Genomic DNA, 21,599 nt, shown 5'->3' with positions numbered 1-21,599 from the left:
GCCTCCTGGTGCGTAACAGGCGGCGGAGCTCGATCTTCGCACGCGAGGGTCCGAACGGGCTAGCGGTGACGAATCGTTGCCTTGCCGTCTTCCTCATTTCACTTGTTCGGGGGAGTATGCCTCGACCGATCTTGTGAAAAGGGGACTCAGCGTGACCATTTCCCGACGTGCCGCCCGGAGACGGGCCCTGACCGTGGCCGTCGCCTCCGGCCTGGTCGTGAGCGGCATCACCGCTCCGGCCGCGCTCGCCGCGCCCAGCGCCGACGCCGTGATCGCCGAGGTCTACGGCGGTGGCGGCAACTCGGGCGCCACGCTGACCAACGACTTCGTCGAACTCGCCAACCGCGGCACGGCCGCCGTGAGCCTCGACGGCTTCAGCGTCCAGTACGCGCCCGCGTCGGGGAACAGCTGGCAGGTCACGCCGCTGACCGGCAGTGTCGCCGCGGGCGCGCGGTATCTCATCGCGCAGGCGAAGGGCTCGGGCGGCACCGTCGCGCTGCCGACGCCGGACGCCACCGGCTCGCTGGCGTTGTCCGCCACCGCGGGCACCATCGCGCTCGTCCAGGGCACCGCGGCCCTGACCTGCAAGACGGCCGCCGACTGCGCGGCCGACACCCGGATCAAGGACCTGGTCGGCTTCGGCGCGGCCGCCGTCATCCGCGAGGGATCCACGGCGCCGGCGCCGTCCAACACCGCCTCCGTCGCCAGGGGGACGACGCTCGCGGACACCGACGACAACGCCGCCGACTTCACCTCGGGCGCGCCCACCCCGACCAACGCCAAGGGTGAGACGCCGGGCGAGACCGGCCCGCCGCCGGTCGACGCGAAGATCCACGACATCCAGGGCACCACCCGGATCTCGCCGTTCAAGGACCGGAAGGTCGCCGGGGTCACCGGCGTCGTGACCGCGATCCGGAGCTTCGGTTCGGCGCGCGGGTTCTGGCTCACCGACACCGCGCCCGACGCCGACCCGCGTACGAGCGAGGGTCTGTTCGTCTTCACCGGTTCGACGACGCCCGCCGTGGCCGTCGGCGACGCGGTGACCGCGGGCGGCACCGTCCGCGAGTTCTACCCGGACGCTCCCGCGACCTCGCCGTACCAGTCACTCACCGAGCTGACGAGTGCACAGTGGACGGTCCTGTCGAGCGGGAACGCTTTGCCCGCACCGATCGTCGTCTCGCCGGACACGGTCCCGGACACCGTCGCCCCCGCGCCGGGCGGCAACATCGAGCCCCTGCCGCTGGAGCCGGCGAAGTACTCGCTGGACTTCTGGGAGACCCACGAGAGCGAGATCGTCAGCGTCTCCGACGCGCGCGTCGTCGGCCCGACGTCGTCGTTCAACGAGCTTTACGTGACCACCAAGCCGAAGCAGAACCCGAGCGTCCGCGGTGGCGCGGTGTACCTGGACTACGACCGGCTCAACACCGGCGTGCTCAAGGTCGCGTCGCTGATCCCGTTCGCCCAGCAGCCGTTCCCGAAGGTCAACACCGGCGACGTGCTCACCGGCGAGACCTCCGGCCCGGTCGAATACAGCAACTTCGGCGGCTACACGCTGTTCGCGACGAAGCTGGGCGCCGCCAAGGACAACGGGTTGCAGCGCGAGAGCACCCGCGCGCAGCGCAGCGGTGAGCTCGCCGTGGCGACCTACAACGTCGAGAACCTGTCCGCTTTGGACAGTGCGGAGAAGTTCGGGGAGCTGGCCAAGGCCGTCGTCGGCAACCTGGCGAAGCCGGACATCCTGAACCTGGAAGAGATCCAGGACAACAACGGGCCGGCGAACGACGGCACCGTCGCCGCCGACCAGACGTTGCGGAAGTTCGTCGACGCGATCGTCGCCGCCGGTGGCCCGCGATACGAGTGGCGCCAGATCGACCCGGAGAACGGTAAGGACGGCGGTCAGCCGGGCGGCAACATCCGCGTCGGCTTCCTGTTCAACCCGGCTCGGGTGTCCTTTGTGGACCGGCCGGGTGGTACCGCGACCACGCCCGTCGACGTGGTCAAGGAACGCGGCAAGACCCACCTGACCGTCTCGCCCGGCCGGGTCGAGCCAGGGAACGAGGCGTGGGAAGCCAGCCGCAAGCCGCTGGTCGGCGAGTTCGTCTTCAAGGGCCGCACCGTGTTCGTCATCGCGAACCACTTCAACTCCAAGGGCGGCGACCAGCCGACCCACGGCCGCAACCAGCCGCCGGTCCGGAGCTCCGAGGTGCAGCGGGCCAAGCAGGCGACCGTGCTCCGTGGCTTCATCGACAAGCTGCTCGCGTCGGACAAGAACGCGAACATCGTCGTGGCTGGTGACCTGAACGACTACCCGTTCTCGCCCGCCGTCGAGACGCTGACCGCCGGTGGCGCGCTGAAGGACCTCATCGCGACGCTGCCCGAGAACGAGCGGTACAGCTACGTTTTCGAGGGCCAGTCGCAGGTGCTGGACCACATCCTGGCGTCGAGGGCGCCGCGCGGTCTCGACTACGACGTCGTCCACCTGAACGCCGAGTTCGCGAAGCAGGCGAGCGACCACGACCCGCAGGTGCTGCGGTTCCGGCCGAGCGCGGGCAACCCCGTCCAGGACGCCTTCCACGACCTGGCGGACTACCTGGAGAAGGTGCTCGGCCCTTACCTGCCGAAGCCGTAACTTTCTCGCGTGAAGGCCCCCTTCCCTCGGCTGAGCCGAGGGAAGGGGGCCTTCACGCGAGTTGCGCCCTCAATCACGCGAGTTACGCCCTCAATCACCTGTGTCGGTCGCCCAGTCACGCGTGTCGTCCCTCCAGTCACGCGTGTCGTCCGCTCAGTCACGCGTGTCGTCCGTCCGATCACGAGTCCCCTCCATCGAGTACGCGTGATCGGAGGCGTAACACACATGATTGGGGACGTAACTCACGTGCTTGGAGGCGTAACTCGCGTGATCAGGGGGCGCACACTCGTGATTGGACGGAGAACTCGCGTGATTGGAGGGACGCCTCGCGTGATCGGAGGGACGGCACGCGGGGGTCAGGAGCGTTTGGCGCGCCAGCCGAGGGAAAGCACCGCCTGCACGAGTTACGCCCCGACCCACGCGAGTTACGTCCCCAATCACGCGAGTTCCGGCCCCAATCACGCGAGTTACGCCCTTAATCACGCGAGTTACGCCCTCGAACACCTGTGTCGGCCGCCCAGTCACGCGTGTCGTCCCTCCAATCACGCGTGTCGTCCGTCCGATCACGAGCCCCCACCATCGAGTACGCGTGATCGGAGGCGTAACACACATGATTGGGGACGTAACTCACGTGCTTGGAGGCGTAACTCGCGTGATCAGAGGCGTAACTCGCGTGATTGGACAGCGAACTCGCGTGATTGGAGGGACGCCTCGCGTGATTGGAGGGACGCCTCGCGTGATTGGAGGGACGACGCGCGGGGGTCAGGAGCGTTTGGCGCGCCAGCCGAGGGAAAGCACCGCCTGCACGAGTTCCTGGTAGCTCGGCTTGACCTCTTCCAGGTACTTCTCCAGGTAGCCGGGCCGCGCGGTCGGCACCGGGCGCGGGGCCTCGTCGTCGGGCAGCCACGAGAGGCCCTCGACGTTGTGCTGCGCCATCTTCCACCAGCGCGTGCACCGGTCGACGGCGCGCTGCTCGCGTTCGGCGGCGTCCGCGACGGCCTGGTGCGCCTCGGCCAGACGCGCCTCCAGTTCGTCCGCGCGGCCGATCTCCCAGTTGCGCAGGTTCTCCGCCGAAGCGCGCGCGAGGCCGACGATCTCCTTGTACCGCATGGCCGCGGTGATGCCGTCATCCATCGAGAAGCCCTTCCGGACGCTGGAACGGGATGATCACCTCAGGGGCACCGTGGGTGGTGCGGTCGAAGAACAGCGCCCGCCCCGGCCGCGGTGACCAGTGCACGACCTGGCCGGCGGCGAACGGCGACAGTTCGTTGCCCTGGACGTCCAACGCCGCCCAGGTCCCGATGTCGTCCGTGCCCGCGAAACCGAGCGTGTCCTTCAGCCGCGCGATGCTGCGCCACCAGCCGATGGTGTGGACGCCGTGCGTCGGGCCCTGCTTCAGCAAGACCCGCAGCTGATCCAGACCGCTCTTGAGCTGTCCGGGCGCCTTCGCCTCCAGCGCGGGGATCGACGCGTCGACGCCGTACAGCAGCAGTACCCGTGCTTTGTCCAAAGAGGACAGATTCTCCGCGATATCGATTACCCGGCCGGGCAGATCATCGACAAGGGTGGCCTCGTGTCCGTCCGCGCGCAGCCGCTCGGCCAGCTCCTCCACGGCGGGGACGGACGCCTCGATGGGGCACGAGAGCACGAACTCCACCGAATCGCAGTGATACTGGCGGGCGAGCGATCGGGCGGCGGAGTCCATGATGGACAGTGCTTCCGCGGTCGCCGCGCCGAGGACGGCGACGTTGCGTCCCGGAGCCTTCGGCAGCTCGACACCGCAGGCGGCCTCGTCGACGTCGATGGACTGCCCGAGCAGCGCCCGCGGCCGGTCGGTCGGCTTCAGGTCCGCGAACGCCGGGAACTGTTCCAGCACCGGGGAATGCGCCCCGTCGAACAGCCGTGGCCGCTTGAAAGACTCCGAGTACTGCTCCCAGAGCCGGTGCTGCAGCTTGTTGAAGACGTCCTTGGTGCTCGCGTCCGGCACGTGGGCGAGCTGGTTTCCGTGCGCCACCCCGGAATCGTGGTTGATCACCGCGTGCCACTTGGGCGCCGAGACCGCCGCGTTGTTGGTCTCGGCCAGCACGCGCCGCGCCTTCGGCATCGCGATCCGCAGCGTGCACTGCTCGAACACCGCCGGTTTGCCCCAGAAGGCCTCGATCCCGGCGACGTCCTGGCTCGCCAGCACCAGGTGGATACCTTGCGACCGGCCTCGCCGCGCGATGTCCTCCAGCAGCTGGGTCGCGGTCGCCGTCACGCCGTCGCGGCCGGCGAACAGGTACTGGAATTCGTCGATCACCGCGACGATCCGCGGCCAGTGCCCGCCGGGGTCCTGTTCGCGCAGGTCCGAGAGGTTGGTGACCTCGTGCAGTTTCGCCGCGGCGGACCGGCGGCGCAGCTCGTCGGCGAGGAAGCGCAGCAGGGCCAGGCCGAACTCGCGGTCGGTGTTGACGTTGACCCCGATGAGCTTGGCGTGCGGCAGCCAGCTGGCGTCCCGCCGTCCCGGCGCGAGCCCGGCGAACGACACGCCCTCCTTGAAGTCCAGCAGGTACAGCGCGAGCTCGTCCGGCGAGTACCGCGCCGCGAGGCTGCCGAGCAGCGAGTACAGGAAGTTCGTCTTCCCCGAACCGCTCGGCCCGCCGATGAGCACGTGCGGGCTGGCGTCGCCGATGACGACCTCCACCGGCTCGCCCTCGAAGAACCCGACCGGTGCCCGCAGCTCCCGCGCCGAGCTTTCCTTGCCCAGTTCGGTCGGCAGGAGGTCGGCGAACGCGCGCGGCCCGCCCTGTTTGGCGATCAGCGCCTCGGCGATCCGGCCGGCGGCGCGGATGACCTGCCCGGACGGCATCGGCGGATCCAGGTCGACGACCAGGTCGGGGCCGGTCATGCTGCTCTTCGCGTGCCGCTCGTCGTACAGGCTCAGCGATTCGACCGAAGTCGACAGCATGGTCGGCACGTCGATCAGGATCAGGCAGATCCCGGCCGCGAGCGCCCCGGTGGCGACCCGTTTCAGTTCGCGGGCGCGTTCCGGTTCGAGCGTTTCGCCGTTGCCGTAGAGCACCGCGACGCGGAACGGTTCGACGCGCTGGCCGCTCGCCCGCCGGATCTCCCGCAGCGACGTGTGACCCGCCTGCATCCCGGTCGCGTGGATCCGGCGGATGTGGCCCGCCAGTTCGTCGAGGAGGTCTTCGAGCCGTCCCGGGTCGTACAGCGTGAGCGCGCTCGTGCGGCTCAGCGGATACAGGTCGGGCAGGATCGCGGTCAGCTGCCCGACGTCCCACAGGTGGACGCGCACCGCGCCGGGTTCGAACGTGCTCAGGATCCGCATCAGCAGGTTCTGCACGATGCCGTCCACCGCGGCCCTGGTCTTGGGCGCCGACGTGATGGACAGATGCGACTCGTCGAGCAGGGGCACCGCGACGTCGAACGTGCGCGGGACGTCCTTGCCCGAAACGGTCGCCGAGCCGACGCGCCACAGCCCCGGCGCGGTGATGCCGGGATTCCCGCCGACGCGGCCGAGCCAGTTGCCCGGCGGCTGGCTCGCGGGCCCCGGCGCGTTGTGCGCGACGAGCTCGCGCAACGCGTTCGGGCCCGCTTCCCAGTCCGCGTAGAACTGGCCGCGCACGCTGCCGAGCAGGCCGAACACCTCGTTCGCGGCGGGATGCCGGGACCATTCGGCGTACTGGTCCGAGGTGGAGTTGTTCATCCCCACCCGGACTATGTGCTGCTCCAGTTCGAGTTTGGCCAGCTCCGCCTCGGCGGACTGGCGGGCGCCGGCGGCGGCGCCGAGGACGAGGCCGATCTGGTGCCGGACCCGCTCGAGCGCCGTAACGACGCGATTGCGCTGTTCACTCGCTTTGCTGCCCATACCGGCTCGCCGATCTCAGAGGCGGGATTGGTAACCGCTGACCAGGTCGTCAGCGGCGGAAAGGCGCGTCAGGAGGTTTTCCATTCCCTCGTCGGCCTGCGCCAGCTGCGGCGGCACCCATGGCACGGCTTGGGCCTGGGGTTCCACGATGGCGCGCCGGGACTCTTCGAGCAGGCTCCTGGCCCGCTCCGCGTGAGCGCGTCCGTCGGCGAGGCCGGTTTGGACGGCCGTCAGCAGCTGGTGCAGCTCCTCGAGGTACATGTCAGAGACGGGTCGAGTACGACTCGGCCGACGAGATGCCCGCCTGGATGGTGCTCTGCATCCCGGTGATGCCCTGCAGGGCCTCGGCGAGGAGCCCGTGCGCCTGGCTCACCTCGTGCTGGGTGCTGCCCTGGGTGGCCTGGGAAAGCGAAAGCTGGGCTTCTTCGAGAGACTGCGCTGCCTGCTGAAGTGCGGCGATGCTCGCGGATGCCTTCTCGTTCGCGAGCGCGATACCAGCGCGGATCTCTTCGACTCCGGCCATTTTGGCGGACTCCTTGGGACGTCGGGGGCTGGAACGACCACTGTTAAACTTAGCGTGATCAACTGACTCTGTTAAGTGAAGGTCCTGCTAAGTAATCAACAAGGCCCCGGACGTCGGAACGTCCGGGGCCTTGCTGACGGCGGAGGATACAGGATTCGAACCTGCGAGGGCGTGAACCCAACACGCTTTCCAAGCGTGCGCCTTAGGCCGCTCGGCCAATCCTCCGTGGAGAACTTTACCGGATGCCCTTCCGCCCCCTCGAAGGCGGGTCTGACCTGCGCTTGCGGCTCCGCGGGCTCAGGCGGGCGCGGGGGCGAGAACGTCGGCAACGACGCAGGTGATGTTGTCCGGTCCGCCGCCTTCGTTGGCCAGGTCGATCAGCCTTGGGACGGCCTCCGCGGGATCTTGGAAGGCCCCCAGGACGTCTTTGATAACGGTTTCGACAACCGTTGCCGTTAACCCGTCCGAGCACAGCAGGAGACGGTCTCCGGGTGTGGCGTCGAAGGTCCAGATGTCGGCTTCGCCGCTGCCGGTGCTCAACAGCGCCTTCATCAACAGCGAGCCGCGAGGATGCCCCTCGACCTCCGAAGGGTCGATACGCCCGTCGTCCGCGAGGGCCTGCGCGAGCGTGTGGTCGCGGGTGAAGCGCTGAAGCGTGCCGCCGCGCAGCAGGTAGCCCTTCGAGTCGCCGATGTGGGCGGCCGTGAAGTGGGAGCCGTCGAACAGCACGGCCGTGAGGGTGGTACCCATGCCCCGCGTCTCGGGCTCCTGCTCGGCCGTCGCGGCGAGCCGGTCGTCGATGGCGCGAAGGCCGCCGGAGAGCACCTCGACCAGGTCGACGTCCGCGAGGTCGAAACCGTGGAGGTCCTTGTCGAGCCGGGACAGGACGCCCACCGCCTCGGCGCTGGCCACCTCGCCGTGCGGCTGGCCGCCGATACCGTCGGCGACGGCCAGCATCCTGGTGCTGGCGTAGACCGAGTCCTGGTTGACCTGGCGGCGCCGCCCGACGTCGGAGCCGGCGGCGTACCGAAGGGTGTACCTCATGGGACCCAGTAAAGCAGTTGTGTACTGAGTTCACAAACAAAGGGCTGGAATAGTCCGCTGTCGGTTACGATGCGGCGATGGAGGAGCAAGCCACCGTCACCGCGGCGGACATCGCGCGGATCGCGGGCGTCGGCCGCGCCGCCGTCAGCAACTGGCGCCGACGTTACGGTGATTTTCCGCCGCCCGTCGGCGGGACGGCGTCGAGCCCCTTCTTTTCCCTGGTTGCCGTCGAAAAGTGGCTGCGTGAGCGGGGGAAACCGGTCGAGATCTCGCTCGGGGACCGGATCTGGCAGCGGCTGCGGAACCTCGGCGACGACCTGGCGCTCGGTGACCGGGTCGGCCGGGTGGGCTCGTACCTGTCGCGGCAACACGCGTGGACCTTTTCGCCGCGTTACGACGACGCGGAGCTGCTCGAACTGCTGGACCGCTTCGCCGCTGAGCGGGGCGCGCGCGAGGCCTTCGAGTTCCTGTGCGAGCGCTACGTCGAGGCGCACTCCCGGCAGTTGTCCGTCACCCCGGAGCCGGTGGCTGAGCTGATGTCCCGGCTCATCGGCCCCGCGCCCGGCGTGGTGCTCGACCCGGCATGCGGCTTCGGGACGCTGCTGCTCGCCTCCGGCGGGACCCGGCTGCTCGGCCAGACCGGCGATCCGGCGACCTCGTGCATCGCGGCGCACCGGCTGCTGCTCGCGGGCGCGGACATGGAGATGTACGGGGCGGACGCCCTGTCGATGGACTCCTTCGAGGGGGTTCTCGCGGACGCCGTCGTCTGCGATCCACCGTTCAACGAACGGGAATGGGGCTACGACGAACTCGTCGGCGACCCGCGCTGGGTGTACGGCCAGCCGCCGCGCGGCGAACCGGAACTGGCCTGGGTGCAGCACTGTCTCGCGCACGTGAAACCCGGCGGGCTGGTCGCGATCCGGATGCCGCCCGCCGCCGCCGGACGCCGCACCGGGCGGCGGATCCGCGGGAACCTGTTGCGGGCCGGGGCTTTGCGCGCCGTGGTCACGGTCGGCGGCGCGGATCTCTGGCTGCTGCGGCGTCCGGAACCCGGGGAGCGGCCGCCGTCCCGGCTGCTGCTGGCGACCGATCCGTCCACTGTGGAGGAATACCTGCGTGGCGTGGATGTGCCGGGCACGGTCCGGATCATCGATCTGCTCGACGAGGAGATCGACCTTTCCCCCGCGCGGTACCAGGATCGGGACGAACACGCGGGCGAAGCCTTTCTCGAGGTCCGCAGGTATTTCGAGGGGATCCGGCCGGAACTGCCGTCGCTCGCGGTGTCTGAAGAGAAGCCCTCGTACGTCACGATCGGCGAGCTGCTGAAGTCCGGCGTGCTCACCGTGCCGGAATCGGTGGAAGAGGGGGACGTGGTCGCGTCGCCCTCCGTGCCCGCGTATGTCCACAGTGGAGAGACAATCGAGGTCGAACCGACGATGTCGAAGTACCGCACCGATCCTGACCGGCTGGACGCCGCCTTCCTCGCCGGGTGCCTGCGCGCGGCGGGGCAGATAGCGCCGACCTCTTCGACGAGGATCGACCTCAAGCGCACCCGGATCCCGCGCCTGCCGATCGAGACGCAGCGCACCCACGGGGTGGCGTTCACCCGGCTCGCCGCCTTCGAAGCTGCCCTGCGCGAGGCGGCGGAATCGGGCCTGGAGCTGGTGAGGCTAGGCTTGACGGGACTGACTGAGGGCCAGCTCAAGCCGGAGAAATAGGTTGTTGATCGCGGACCGTTACGAACTCGACGAGCTGCCGCTCGGGCGAGGTGGGATGGGCGCGGTCTACGCCGGCCACGACCGGCATCTTGGCCGCCGCGTGGCGGTGAAGTTCCTCGGGCTTCCCGGCGGTCCCGACGCCGAGCTCGAACAACGGTTCATCCGTGAGGCGCGGATCCTCGCGACCTTGGAACACGCTGGCGCGCCGACGCTCTACGACTTCGGCACCTACGACGAGCGGTTGTACCAGGTCATGCAGTTCATCGAAGGCGTGACCGTCGCCGACCTCGCCGCCGAACACGGTCCGCTGCCGGTGCCGTGGGCGGCCGCGATCGCCGCGCAGGCGTGCGCCGTGCTGTCCGCCGCGCACGCGCTGTCCATCTGCCACCGCGATCTCAAACCCACCAACCTGATGCTGTGCCCCGACGGCAGCGTGAAGGTGCTCGACTTCGGGCTCGCGATGCTGCGCGAGACCGACGTCGCCCAGTTCACCCGCGCCGGGCAGATCCTCGGCACCCCCGCGTACATGGCGCCCGAGCAGATCCAGCGCGGGATCGCCGGGCCACGCAGCGATCTGTACGCGCTGGGCTGCGTCCTGCACGAAATGCTGACCGGCAGGCAGCTGTTCACCGGGCCGACGGCGTACGCGGTGTTCGAGAAACAGGTCAAGGAGAGTCCGGCCGAGGTGGACGGTGTCCCGCGTGGACTGAACGACCTGCTCGCGGATCTGCTGGAGAAGGACCCGGAACGGCGCCCCGCCGACGCGGACGAACTGTTCGGCAGGCTGGCCGGATTCGCGCGGGACCTGCCGCCGCTGCCGGGATACCTGGACGAAGGCGCCAATCCGGGCCGGATGTACGCGCGGGTCGTCGGCCGCGTGCCCTGAGACGCGATCGTGACCATCCGATCAACAACCCCGGGCGGGTGAGCTCCGTCTTTACCCATGTCGGACGGACTACGGACAACGGGGGTACGGGTCGTGAAGAAGATCCTGGTGGGGGTGACCGCACTGGCCACCGCGCTGGTGCTGACCGCGTGTTCCGGCAACACCGGTGGCGGCGCGCCCGGTGGCGGTGGCGTCGCTCAGGGCGGGACCACGACCACGTCGGCGCCGTCTGTGTCGTCTCAGACACCGTCGACCTCGTCCGCGACGCCGACACCGACGCCGAGCAGCAGCAGCTCCACGCCGAAGCCGACGTCCTCCAAGCCCAAGCCGACGCCGAAACCCACGCCGAAGCCGGCGCCCAAGCCCGCCCCGAACGCCGCCGACGTTCCCTGCAAGGCCGCGCTGGCCTCGCCGGGGGTGAGCGCCTGCGTCGACCTCTCGGCGCTGAAGACGTGGTTGCTGCAGGACGGCAAGGTCATCTACGGCCCGGTCAAACAGCTCCCCGGCAAGAAGGGGTACGCCACGCCGACGGGCGTCTTCCACGTTTCGGCCAAGGTCAAGAACTACCACTCGAAGCAGTTCGACGCGCCGATGCCGAACTCCGTGTTCTTCCTGCCGGGTATCGCGTTCCACACCGGCAGCCTCTCGGTGTATTCGCACGGCTGCATCCACCTGTCCGCGGCGGCTTCGCAGAAGTACTTCGCGTTGCTGCAGAAGGGCGGCGTCGTACAGGTCGTGCCCTGATCGTTCCACCGCGTGACGATCATTGCGGTTCGATTGCTTTGAGATAAATGAAAGCTCCCGACCGCAATGACTTCCCCGCCTCCGGCGACGTGCCATGACACGCCGGAAGCAGGGAAGTACAGATGATCAGAAGCCGGGTACTCGTTCGCCTGTTCGCCGCACTGTCGGTTTCAATCCTGCTTCTCCCTGGATGGGTGGGCGCGCCGGAAGCGGCGGCGGCGCCCACCCTGCCGTCGGGTTTCGTGCTGCGTGACCAGCCGAGTGGTCAAGCCGCCTTCGATCTGACGGATTTCGCTTATCTGCCGGACGGTTCGGTGCTCAGCACCGGCAAGAGCGGCAAGGTCGCCTGGGTGCCTCCCGGTGGTCCGGCGCGGACGATCGCGAACCTTCCCGTCCACGACCGCAGCGACCTCGGCCTCGTCGGCTTGGCCGTCGCACCGGATTTCGCCACCTCGCGCCAGATCTACCTCACGTGGTCGTTCGACACCTCCGGTGGCGGGTTCACCATGCGGGTGGCGCGCTGGACGGTGACCGGCACGGACGTCCCGACGGGGCTCGCGAACGAACGGGTGCTCGTCGACCTCCCCGGGTTCCACGAGGTCCACGGCATCAGCGGGCTCGTCGCGGCACCCGACGGGACCTTGTGGATCTCCATCGGCGACGCCGCCGACTTCACCCGCGTGGATCCCGGCGCGCTGCGCTCGCTCGACCTCGATCAGCTCTACGGCAAGATCCTGCACATCACCCCGGACGGCGCCGGCGTCCCCGGTAACCCGTACTACTCGGCCGCGGCGCCGAACGCCAATCGTTCCAAGGTCTTCGCCGGCGGCTTCCGCAGCCCGTTCCGGTTCTCCCTGGACCCGCGGCTCGGCCTCCCGGTCGTCGGGGACGTCGGCTGGAACACCTGGGAAGAGGTGGACGTCGTGCGGCCGGGGGCGAACCACGCCTGGCCCTGCTGGGAAGGAAACGCGCCGACGCCCGGGTATTCCGGGCTCGCCGGTTGCGCGGGTGTGGTCAACACGGCGCCGGTCATCGCGTACCACCACGGTTCCGGCGCCGACGAAGGGAACAGCGTCACCGCCGGGATCGTCTACAGTGGATCGTCCTATCCGGACGAATATCGCGGCGCGTTCTTCTTCGGGGACTATGTCACGCAGAAGATCTGGACGATGACCTACGACAGCCAGGGCAGGCTCGTCCGCGCGCCCGAGCGGCCACCGAAGTTCACCGGCGTCGGCGGCCCGGTCAAGTTCGCGGCCGCGGCCAACGGGGACATCGTCTTCGCCGACATCCACACCGGGAACCTGCGGCGGCTCAGCTATCCGGGGACGAACGCCGAACCGGTGGCGGTGGCGGCGTCGAGCACCGAACCGTCGACGAGGACGGTGACCTTCGACGGCGCCGGTTCCTACGATTTCGACGGCGATCCGCTGACGTACCACTGGGATTTCGGCGACGGCACGAGCCAGACCGGGGCCCGCGTGACCCATGCCTACGGGGCCGGGATCGAACGGGCGTCCGCGCGCCTCACCGTCACCGACCGGCTCGGCGCGTCCGCGAGCACCGACGTCGTCGTGGTGCCCGGAAACCATTCCCCGGAACTCGCGATGACGGATCCCGGTGCGCGGACGTTCGCCGTCGGGGAACCGGTCGTCGTCGAGGCGACGGCCACGGACGCCGAGGATGGCGCGCTGCCGGTCTCGTGGACGACGCTGATCCGCCATTGCCCGGAGGAATCGACCTGCCACGCGCATCCCGGTTCGCCGGGCGGTGGAACGGCTTTCACCGTGCCCTTCACCGATCACCAGGACTCCCGGATCGAGATCACCGCGACGGTGACCGACAGCGCCGGCGTGACGGCGAGCAGGACCTACGTCGCCATGCCGCGCGAACACCGGTTGTCCCTTGCCTCGAGTGTCCCGGCGGCGGTGAGCATCCCGGCGGAAGGCGGGGTCAACACCGCGATGGTGACCGAGGGCGCGACGTTCGAGGTCGTGGCGGACGAGATCGCCGCCGACGGCGTTTCGAAGTTCGCGAGCTGGTCCGACGGGAGGACAACGCGCACGGTGACCGTCACCGTCCCGGCGGGCGACCTGACCCTGACCGCGAACTACCTCACCCCGATCGACCAGCGCTACCAGGCGGAACCCGCGCTGCGGCAACGGCTCGGCGCGCCGACCGGGCCCGAGGTCGCCGACGGGCCCGTGCGCTACCGGCCGTATGCGAACGGCAGGCTCTACTGGAGCGCCGAGACCGGAGTGAAGCAGATCGAGGGCGACATCCTGGCGCGGTATCTCGCGCTGGGCGGGCACCGGACGTTCGGGCCGCCCGCGACCGACGAGACCGCCACGCCGGACGGCGTCGGCCGGTACAACCACTTCCCGTACCGTCCGGGCCCGGGGCTGTCGTCGATCTACTGGACCCCGTCGACCGGCGCGCACGCGGTGTACGGGCGGATCCGGGTCAAGTGGGCGGCGCTGGGGTGGGAGCACGGGCCGATGGGGTACCCGACGACAGACGAAATGGGTACGCCGGACGGTGTCGCGCGCTACAACCATTTCAGCAAGAACGCGTCGATCTACTACACGCTGCAGACGGACGCGCGTGCGGTCTGGGGCCGTATCCGGGTCAAGTGGGCCGCGCTCGGCTGGGAGCACGGCCCGATGGGATACCCGACCACGGATGAGACAGCGACTCCGGACGGTGTCGGCCGGTACAACCACTTCACCAAGGGCGGTTCGATCTACTGGACGCCGTCGACCGACGCACACGGGATCTATGGGGCGATCCGGCAGCGCTGGGCGGCGCTCGGCTGGGAGCACGGGCCGATGGGCTACCCGACCACCGACGAGTCGGGCACGCCGGACGGTGTCGGCCGCTTCAACCACTTCACCAAAGGTGGCTCGATCTATTGGACGCCGTCGACCGGCGCGCAAGGGGTCTACGGGGCGATCCGGCAGCGCTGGGCCGCGCTCGGCTGGGAGCGGTCGTACCTGCGCTACCCGACGACGGACGAATTCAGTATCCCCATCGGACGGCGGAACAACTTCCAGGGCGGTTACGTCACCTGGAACCGGAGCACGGGCCAGGTGATCGACCGACGGTGGTGATTACGGTTCAATCAAGCCACTCGAAAGAGTGAAATGCCCAGGTGGGCTCGGTCGATGGGATGTTCGACTGGGGAAAGGGGTCCACGCATGCCTTCGAGATTCCGCGCGCTCTGCCAAGCCGTCGCGGTGGTGCTGCTGGCGACCTTGCTGGTGCCGTCGACGTCCACTTCGGCGTCCGCGGCGCCGCTGTTGCCGCCCGGCTTCGTGCTGCGTGACCAGCAGAGCGGGCAGGCGCCGTACGACCTGACCGACTTCGCCTACCTGCCCGACGGCTCGATCCTGACCACCGGGAAGGCGGGCAAGGTCGCGTGGTTGTCCACCACCGGCCAGATCAGGGAGATCGCGAACCTGACCGACGTCCGGACCGCCAGTGACCTGGGCCTGACGGGTATCGCGGTCGCGCCCGACTTCGCCACTTCGCGCAAGATCTACACGGCGCGTGCGGTGAATCAGGCCGGTGGCGGGTTCGTCCTGCGGGCGTCGAGCTGGACGGTGTCCGGCACCGCGGAACCGACCGGGTTGACCGGCGAGAAGATCCTGATCGAAGGCCCCGGCAACACCGACGTCCACGGCATCACCGGTGTCGTCGCCGCCCCCGACGGCACGGTGTGGGTCTCGATCGGCGACAGCGCCCGCTTCCAGGGCGCGGCGGATCCGTTCGCGCTCAACGTGTACGACCTCGACACGATCTACGGCAAGATCTTCCACGTCACCGCCGACGGTGCCGGTGTTCCGGACAACCCGTACTACACCGCCGCGAACCCGGATTCCGTGCGCTCCAAGGTTTTCGCGACCGGTTTCCGCAGCCCGTTCCGGTTCAGCATCGACGCGAGCACCGGCCTCCCGGTGGTCGGCGACGTCGGCTGGGGTACGTGGGAAGAGGTCGGCTTCGTCCAGAAGGGCGCGAACCACGGCTGGCCGTGCTTCGAGGGAAACCAGCCGACCGACGGTTACTCCGCGATGCCACGGTGCGCTTCGGTCGTGAACACCCCGCCGATGCTGGCGATCCCGCACGGACAGGGCCCCGACAACGGCAACAGCGTCACCGGCGGCATTGTCTACAATGGAGAGTCGTATCCGGAGGAATACCGTGGTGCGTACTTCTTCGGCGACTACGCCACGCAGAAGCTGTGGACGGCGAAGTACGACACGCAGGGCCGCGTCGTCCGCCCGCGGGAGACGCCGCCGAAGTTCAGCGGTATCGGCGGCCCGGTCAAGTTTTCGGCCGCGGCCAACGGCGACATCGTCTACGCCGACATCTACACCGGCCTGCTGCGGCGGCTCAGCTACACCACCGGGAACAAGGCGCCGGTCGCGGTCGCCACTTCCGAGACGAATCCCGGAACCCGCACGGTCTCCTTCGACGGCAGCGGTTCGTACGACTTCGACGGCGACCGGCTGACCTATGAATGGGACTTCGGCGACGGCACCACCGGCACGGGCGAGAAGGTCAGCCACACCTACGCGGCCGGGACCGAGAGGTTCACCGCCAAACTGACGGTGAAGGACGGCTTGCTGGCGTCCGGGAGCACGGATATCGCCGTGGCGCCTGGGAACCACTCGCCGAAGCTGACCATGACCGACCCCGGTGGCAGCCTGTTCGCGATCGGTGAGGAGGTCGAGGTCGGCGCGACCGTCACCGACGTCGAGGACGGCGATCTGCCGGTCACCTGGACCACCCTGGTCCGGCACTGCCCGGAGAACGCGGTCTGCCACGCGCATCCGGCCGAAAGCGGCACCGGCCCCGGGTTCGCCATGCCGTTCACCGACCACACGGACTCCAACCTGGAGTTCACCGCGTCGGCGACCGACAGCGCCGGGGTCACGGTCTCGAAGACCTACGTCGCGAAGCCTCGCGAGCACCGGCTGACCCTCACCGGCAACGTCGCCGCGGCGCTCGGCATCACCGCGGAAGGCGGGGCGGCGTCGGCGATGGTGGTCGAAGGCGCGACCGTGGAGATCCAGGCGGCCGAGGTCGCTTCGGACGGCGCGTCGACCTTCACCGGCTGGTCCACCGGGGCCGCCGACCGGCTGACCACCATCACCATGGGTGCCGCCGACCAGACGATCACGGCGAACTACAGCACCCCGATCGACAAGCGCTACCGCGACGAACCCGCGCTGGCGCAACGGCTCGGCGCGCCGACCGCGCCCGAGGCCGTCGACGGCACGGTCCGCTTCCGCGCCTACGAGCGCGGACGGCTGTACTGGTCGAAGGAGACGGGCGTGCGGCAGATCGAGGGCGAGATCCTCAAGATGTACCTCGCCGCCGGCGGGCACGTGAAGTTCGGCCCGCCCGCGACCGACGAGCAGTCCACTCCGGACGGTGTCGGCCGGTACAACCACTTCCCGGTCTGGCCCGGCGTCATGCAGGCGTCGATCTACTACACCGTCGGAACCGGCGCGCACGCGGTCTACGGCATGATCCGGCGGAAGTGGGCGGCGCTCGGCTGGGAGCACGGTCCGATGGGATATCCGGCCACCGACGAAATGGGTACGCCGGACGGTGTCGCGCGATACAACCATTTCAGCAAGAAGGCGTCGATCTACTACACGCTGCAGACGGATGCGCGTGCCGTCTGGGGCAGCATCCGCGTCAAGTGGGCGGCGCTCGGCTGGGAGCACGGCCCGATGGGGTACCCGACCACCGACGAGACGGCCACGCCGGACGGTGTCGGCCGGTACAACCACTTCACCAAGGGCGGCTCGATCTACTGGACCCCGTCGACCGACGCACAGGGGGTCTACGGGGCCATCCGGCAGCGCTGGGCCGCGCTCGGCTGGGAGCATTCGTACCTGCGCTACCCGACCAGCGACGAGTTCTCCGTCTCCGGTGGACGGCGGAACAACTTCCAGGGCGGCTACGTGTTCTGGAACGGCACCACCGGCGCGGTGACCGACCGCCGCTGGTGATCCGCGCGTGAAGGCCCCTTCCCCCGGATGGGGCCTTCACGCTTCCGCGTCTCAGCGGAGCAGATCGGCGGGGGTGGTTCCGGTCGAGGCGAGCGGCAGGCCGAGCGCGACGCGTTCGGTGAGCCAGGCGCTCGGCCGGTAGCGCTGGTCGCCGGTGCTCGCGACGAGCCCGCGCAGGACCCGCAGCACGAGCTCGGCACCCGTTTCGTCGCCCCAGGTCAGCGGTCCGCGCGGGTAGCCGAGGCCGAGCCGGACGGCGGTGTCGATGTCCTCCGGAGTCGCGAGACGCTGCCCGGCGATGAAGCAGGCGGTGTTGACGATCGACGCCAGCAGCCGCTGCGCGATCGGGGCGGGACCGTCGCGGACCACGGTCACCGGCAGGCCGGTCGCGGCGAGCGCGCCCCAGGCGGTGCGGCCGGCGGCGGGGTCGAGCGCGGGGTGGACCGAAAGAGTCAGGCGTTTCCCGTAGCCGCCGAGCGGGTCGACGCCGACGACCCGCTCCGCCGGGAGGCCTGCCGCGCGCGCGGCGTCCACAGTGGACGAACCGATCGGGCTGACGATCAGGACGGTGTCCGGGTAGGCGGAGTGCACGACCTGGATGCCCGCCGAAGAGAGCAGCGTGCCGAGCCGTTCGTCGTCGACCCACACCGGCGTGGCCGGGGCCTCCGGCGCGGCCGGTTCCGGCTCGACCTGCTGCTGTCCGTCGACATAGGAGTAGAAGCCTTCGCCGTTCTTGCGCCCGAACAGCCCGGCGGCGACGCGGGGGCGCGTCAGCCACGACGGCCGCAGCCGCGGTTCGCCGTGGAAACCGCTCCAGATGCTTTCGAGCACGGCGTGCGAGACGTCGAGCCCGGTGAGGTCGAGCAGCTCGAACGGGCCGAGTTTCAGGCCGAGCACGTCACGGGCGATGCGGTCCACCTCGGCCGGGCTCGCGATCCCTTCGGCGAGGATCTGCAGCGCCTCCGTGCCCAGCCCGCGGCCGGCGTGGTTGACCAGGAAACCCGGCGCGTCGCGGGCGAGGACGGGTTCGTGTCCCCAGCCGCGGACGAGTTCGGTCACGGCGGGCGGCAGCCAGGCGGCGGTCCGCGCGCCGGGCACGACCTCGACCAGCCGCATCAGCGGGACCGGGTTGAAGAAGTGGAGGCCCAGCAAGCGGCCGGGATCGGTCAGCGCGGCCCCGATCTCGGTCACCGAGAGCGAGCTGGTGTTGGTGGCGAACACCGTGTCCGGCCCGCATACGCGCTCCAGTTCGGCGAACAGCGTGCGTTTGATCTCCAGGTCCTCGCGCACCGCCTCGACGACCAGGTCGACGCCGTCGGCGGGGGCCAGCGGGCCCTCGGCCGCGATCAGCCTGCCCCTGGCCGACTCGGCGGCTTCCTCGCTGATCTTGCCCTTCGCGGCGAGCTTGCCGAGCATCGCGCCGACGTGCTCGATGGCCTCGCCGACCGCGTCGGGCCGGGCGTCGGCGAGCTCGACCTCGAGCCCCGCCGTCACGGCGAGCTGGACGATGCCCCGGCCCATCACCCCGGTTCCGATGACCCGGATCCTGCCGACCTGCTCCGCCCACTTCTCCACCGCGAGCCGCCTTTCCCTCGAAGTCGTTCCCGCTCGTGACGCTAGCCGCCACGCCGATATCTCGCCCGGAAGGGTGATCCGCGCCCTGCTCGGCGTAAGGCCGCCTGCCCGGCGCGGTCTCCTCCGCGAAAACCGAGTGTTCCGCGCCCCACCCCGAAGGGAAAGCTCCCATGGCCACCGTCCCCGCCGCCGCAGCCGTCCGGACCACGCCGTTGCTCCTCGTCGCCGTTCTCTTCGGCGCCGTCGCCGCTTTCCTGGCGAGCCAGGCGTTGTGGTCGCTCACCGCGCTGGCCGTCGTGGTCGCCGCCGCCGTCCTCGCGGGCGGGGTGTGGCTGACCGGCCGGAAGGCGAACGCCGAACTCTAAGATCGCCGTGTGACGGCGAAACGCTTGACGCGGGAAGAAAGCCGCGAGCAGACCAGGCAGCGCCTGCTCACGGCGGCCGCCGAGCTGTTCTCCGAACGCGGGGTCAACGGCACGTCCGTCGAGCAGATCGCCGAACGGGCCGGATTCACCCGCGGCGCCTTCTACGGCAACTTCGACGGCAAGCACGAGCTGGTCGTCGAGCTGCTGCGCCGCCGGACCCAGCGCGAGGCCGAGGAGGTCGCGGCGCTGCGAGACGGCGTCGGCTCCTTCGCCGAGATGATGGACCGGCTGCGCGCGTGGAACGTCGAGCGCGCCGAACACCTCGCCGGCTGGCTGACGCTGCGCACCGAGCTGGCGCTGTACGCGCTGCGGAATCCCGACGCGCGCCCGCTGGTCGGCGAAGGCGAGAAGTCGACAAGGGCGCTGCTGGAGACCTCGGTCCGGACCGAACTCGCCGCGCGCGGCGTGGAACCGCCCGCCGACCCGGCCTTTCTCGCGCTGATCCTGCACGCGCTCGAGGACGGTCTCCTGTTGCAGCGCTTCCTCAGCCCGGAGGGGACCGGCGACGAGGACGTGGTGGACGCCGTCCAGCTGCTGATGCGGTCGTGGACCGCGCTCAGCCGGTCATCTTGATCCCGGTGAACTCGGCCATCTGCCGGATCCCGTGCGCGAAGAAGTCGTCCGCCGGGTCCACCGAGCCGACGTACTGACCGAACAGCTCGAAGTTGATCATCCCGAACAGCTGCGTCCAGGCCATGATCAGCCGGGAGGCGGTCTCCGGGGCCAGGTTGATCTTGAGAATCCCGGTGAGGGCGTCGAGCTGGTGGTGTAGCGCGACGGGCATGTCGCCGACCTCCGTCTCGATTCGGAGGTTCGAGTCGCGCAGGACGGCGACCAGCGCGAACGCCACCCGTCCGGCCGGGGCGACGGTGTCCTGCGGGGCCTGGTAGCCGGGGATCGGCGAGCCGTAGATCAGCGCGTACTCGTGCGGGTGCGCCTTCGCCCAGGCGCGGACCGCGTGCCAGATCGACTCCCAGCGCTCCAGTGAGGTCTTCTTCGGGTCGTCTGCCGCCTCCGCGGCTTCGCCGACGGCGTTGTAGGCGTCGACGATCAGGGCGGTCAGCAGCTCTTCGCGGCTGGAGAAGTACCGGTAGAGCGCGGACGAGACCATGCCCAGCTCTCGCGCCACCGCGCGGAGCGACAGGCCGAGCGCGCCGACTTCGGCGAGCTGGCGGCGGGCTTCGTCCTTGATCTCGCGGGTGAGCTCGGCGCGAGCGCGTTCGCGCGCGGTCTGGGTGGCGGCCATGCTCTCACCATAGAGCATCGCACTTAAACGAGAGCACTGCTCTTGACACGATGTACTGCTCCGGTGTTCACTGCTCTTAACAGAGAGCACTGCTCTCGTAGACCTCGAGGAGACGAGATGACCACCGCCGCTTCCGCCGCCCCCACCGGTTCCGACAAGGCTGTCGGCAATGCCGCCCGCTATCTCAAGCCGGCGAAGGCGACCAGCGCGTTCAACGAATTCGTGCTCAAGCTGACGAGGCTGGGCGTCAGCGTCCTGGGGAGCCGGGTGCTCTCGGTCCGCGGCCGCAAGAGCGGCGAGCTGCGCTCGGTCCCGGTCAACCTGCTGAAGCTGGACGGCGAGCGCTACCTGGTCGCGCCGCGTGGTGTCACGCAGTGGGTGCGCAACCTGCGCGTCGCCGGTGAAGGCCAGCTCAGCGTCGGGCGGCGCACCGAGACGTTCACTTACACCGAACTCGCCGACGCCGAGAAGCCCGAAATCCTCCGCGCGTACCTCAAGCGCTGGAAGTTCGAGGTCGGTGTTTTCTTCGACGGTGTCGACGCGAAGGCGTCCGACGAGAAACTGCTCGAGATCGCGCCTGGCTACCCGATCTTCAAACTCGCCTGACCCCGCGACCCACGCCCCTTCACCCCGTCACACCCCCCACCCACGTCCCGCCCCAACTCACCCAAGCCACGCGAGTTACGTCCCCACTCACGCGAGTTACGCCCCCAAACACGCGAGCTACGCGCCCACGCACGTGAGTCACGTCCTCAATCACGCGAGTTACGCCTTCAAACACGCGAGTCGCGACCCCAATCACGTGAGTTACGCCTTCAACCACGTGGGTTACGACCCCGATCACGGGAGTCACCGCTCCGACCTGCGTCGCGTCTTCAATTCTGCGCCGACTGCCTGCCGCCGACGCGTGCCCAGCCA

General features: G+C 69.4%; 16 protein-coding genes and 1 tRNA gene. 9 read left to right on the top strand and 8 right to left on the bottom strand.

Annotation, left to right across the window (positions count from 1 at the left end; genetic code table 11):
* Nucleotides 1–151: 151 nt before the first annotated feature.
* The gene (locus tag ACZ1DY_RS42525; RefSeq protein WP_465483068.1) at nt 152–2,629 is read left to right on the top strand and encodes an endonuclease/exonuclease/phosphatase family protein; all 2,478 of its coding nucleotides are present in this window, start codon (nt 152–154) and stop codon (nt 2,627–2,629) included.
* Nucleotides 2,630–3,391: 762 nt separating this feature from the next.
* Here the strand turns inward: ACZ1DY_RS42525 and ACZ1DY_RS42520 are convergent.
* From ACZ1DY_RS42520 to ACZ1DY_RS42495, 6 genes are all read right to left on the bottom strand, one after another.
* Nucleotides 3,392–3,763, bottom strand: coding sequence for a hypothetical protein (locus tag ACZ1DY_RS42520; protein ID WP_126737551.1), 372 nt, complete (start codon nt 3,761–3,763; stop codon nt 3,392–3,394).
* On the bottom strand, nt 3,756–6,497 hold the full coding sequence (locus ACZ1DY_RS42515) for an FtsK/SpoIIIE domain-containing protein (RefSeq protein WP_465483067.1): 2,742 nt from the start codon (nt 6,495–6,497) through the stop codon (nt 3,756–3,758). The genes ACZ1DY_RS42520 and ACZ1DY_RS42515 overlap by 8 nt, the downstream gene beginning before the upstream one ends.
* Nucleotides 6,498–6,512: 15 nt before the next feature.
* On the bottom strand, nt 6,513–6,758 hold the full coding sequence (locus ACZ1DY_RS42510; protein ID WP_016337967.1) for a hypothetical protein: 246 nt from the start codon (nt 6,756–6,758) through the stop codon (nt 6,513–6,515).
* A 1-nt stretch (nt 6,759) separates the two neighbouring features.
* Nucleotides 6,760–7,020, bottom strand: coding sequence for a hypothetical protein (locus ACZ1DY_RS42505; RefSeq protein ID WP_005167132.1), 261 nt, complete (start codon nt 7,018–7,020; stop codon nt 6,760–6,762).
* A gap of 140 nt (nt 7,021–7,160) precedes the next feature.
* Nucleotides 7,161–7,245 (bottom strand) — tRNA-Ser (locus ACZ1DY_RS42500).
* 72 nt (nt 7,246–7,317) lie between these two features.
* Nucleotides 7,318–8,064, bottom strand: coding sequence for a PP2C family protein-serine/threonine phosphatase (locus ACZ1DY_RS42495; protein WP_465483066.1), 747 nt, complete (start codon nt 8,062–8,064; stop codon nt 7,318–7,320).
* Between the two features lie 77 nt (nt 8,065–8,141).
* Here ACZ1DY_RS42495 and ACZ1DY_RS42490 point away from each other — a divergent pair, with 77 nt between their 5' ends.
* From ACZ1DY_RS42490 to ACZ1DY_RS42470, 5 genes are all read left to right on the top strand, one after another.
* A complete protein-coding gene (locus tag ACZ1DY_RS42490; protein WP_465483065.1) occupies nt 8,142–9,782 on the top strand; it encodes an N-6 DNA methylase in 1,641 nt (546 codons plus the stop codon).
* 1 nt (nt 9,783) lies between these two features.
* Nucleotides 9,784–10,668 carry a serine/threonine-protein kinase gene (locus tag ACZ1DY_RS42485; protein ID WP_257483296.1) on the top strand — a complete coding sequence of 295 codons (885 nt, stop codon included), beginning with the start codon at nt 9,784–9,786 and terminating at the stop codon, nt 10,666–10,668.
* A 93-nt stretch (nt 10,669–10,761) separates the two neighbouring features.
* Entirely contained in the window at nt 10,762–11,412 is a 651-nt protein-coding gene (locus ACZ1DY_RS42480) for a L,D-transpeptidase (protein WP_465483064.1), read from the top strand.
* A 122-nt stretch (nt 11,413–11,534) separates the two neighbouring features.
* Nucleotides 11,535–14,522: a PQQ-dependent sugar dehydrogenase gene (locus ACZ1DY_RS42475; protein ID WP_465483063.1), complete on the top strand. Its 2,988-nt coding sequence runs from the start codon at nt 11,535–11,537 to the stop codon at nt 14,520–14,522.
* Between the two features lie 87 nt (nt 14,523–14,609).
* Nucleotides 14,610–17,435, top strand: coding sequence for a PQQ-dependent sugar dehydrogenase (locus ACZ1DY_RS42470; protein WP_465483062.1), 2,826 nt, complete (start codon nt 14,610–14,612; stop codon nt 17,433–17,435).
* 51 nt (nt 17,436–17,486) lie between these two features.
* On the opposite strand, the gene ACZ1DY_RS42465 is transcribed toward ACZ1DY_RS42470, so the two are convergent.
* Nucleotides 17,487–19,010: a 3-hydroxyacyl-CoA dehydrogenase gene (locus ACZ1DY_RS42465; protein ID WP_465483061.1), complete on the bottom strand. Its 1,524-nt coding sequence runs from the start codon at nt 19,008–19,010 to the stop codon at nt 17,487–17,489.
* 170 nt (nt 19,011–19,180) lie between these two features.
* Between ACZ1DY_RS42465 and ACZ1DY_RS42460 the strand changes: the two genes are divergently transcribed.
* Nucleotides 19,181–19,375, top strand: a complete 195-nt coding sequence (locus ACZ1DY_RS42460) for a hypothetical protein (protein ID WP_126737559.1) — start codon at nt 19,181–19,183, stop codon at nt 19,373–19,375.
* 9 nt (nt 19,376–19,384) lie between these two features.
* Nucleotides 19,385–20,008, top strand: coding sequence for a TetR/AcrR family transcriptional regulator (locus tag ACZ1DY_RS42455; protein WP_465483060.1), 624 nt, complete (start codon nt 19,385–19,387; stop codon nt 20,006–20,008).
* Here ACZ1DY_RS42455 and ACZ1DY_RS42450 read toward each other — a convergent pair.
* Nucleotides 19,992–20,681: a TetR/AcrR family transcriptional regulator gene (locus ACZ1DY_RS42450; RefSeq protein WP_465483059.1), complete on the bottom strand. Its 690-nt coding sequence runs from the start codon at nt 20,679–20,681 to the stop codon at nt 19,992–19,994. The two genes, ACZ1DY_RS42455 and ACZ1DY_RS42450, sit on opposite strands and share 17 nt — an antisense overlap.
* 117 nt (nt 20,682–20,798) lie before the next feature.
* Between ACZ1DY_RS42450 and ACZ1DY_RS42445 the strand changes: the two genes are divergently transcribed.
* Nucleotides 20,799–21,287, top strand: coding sequence for a nitroreductase/quinone reductase family protein (locus tag ACZ1DY_RS42445; protein ID WP_465483058.1), 489 nt, complete (start codon nt 20,799–20,801; stop codon nt 21,285–21,287).
* Nucleotides 21,288–21,599 lie beyond the last annotated feature (312 nt).

The organism is Amycolatopsis sp. PSD-21, assembly GCF_055561455.1.
Note: the sequence above shows the minus strand (reverse complement) of the source record. Positions and strands in the feature narration are given on the sequence as shown.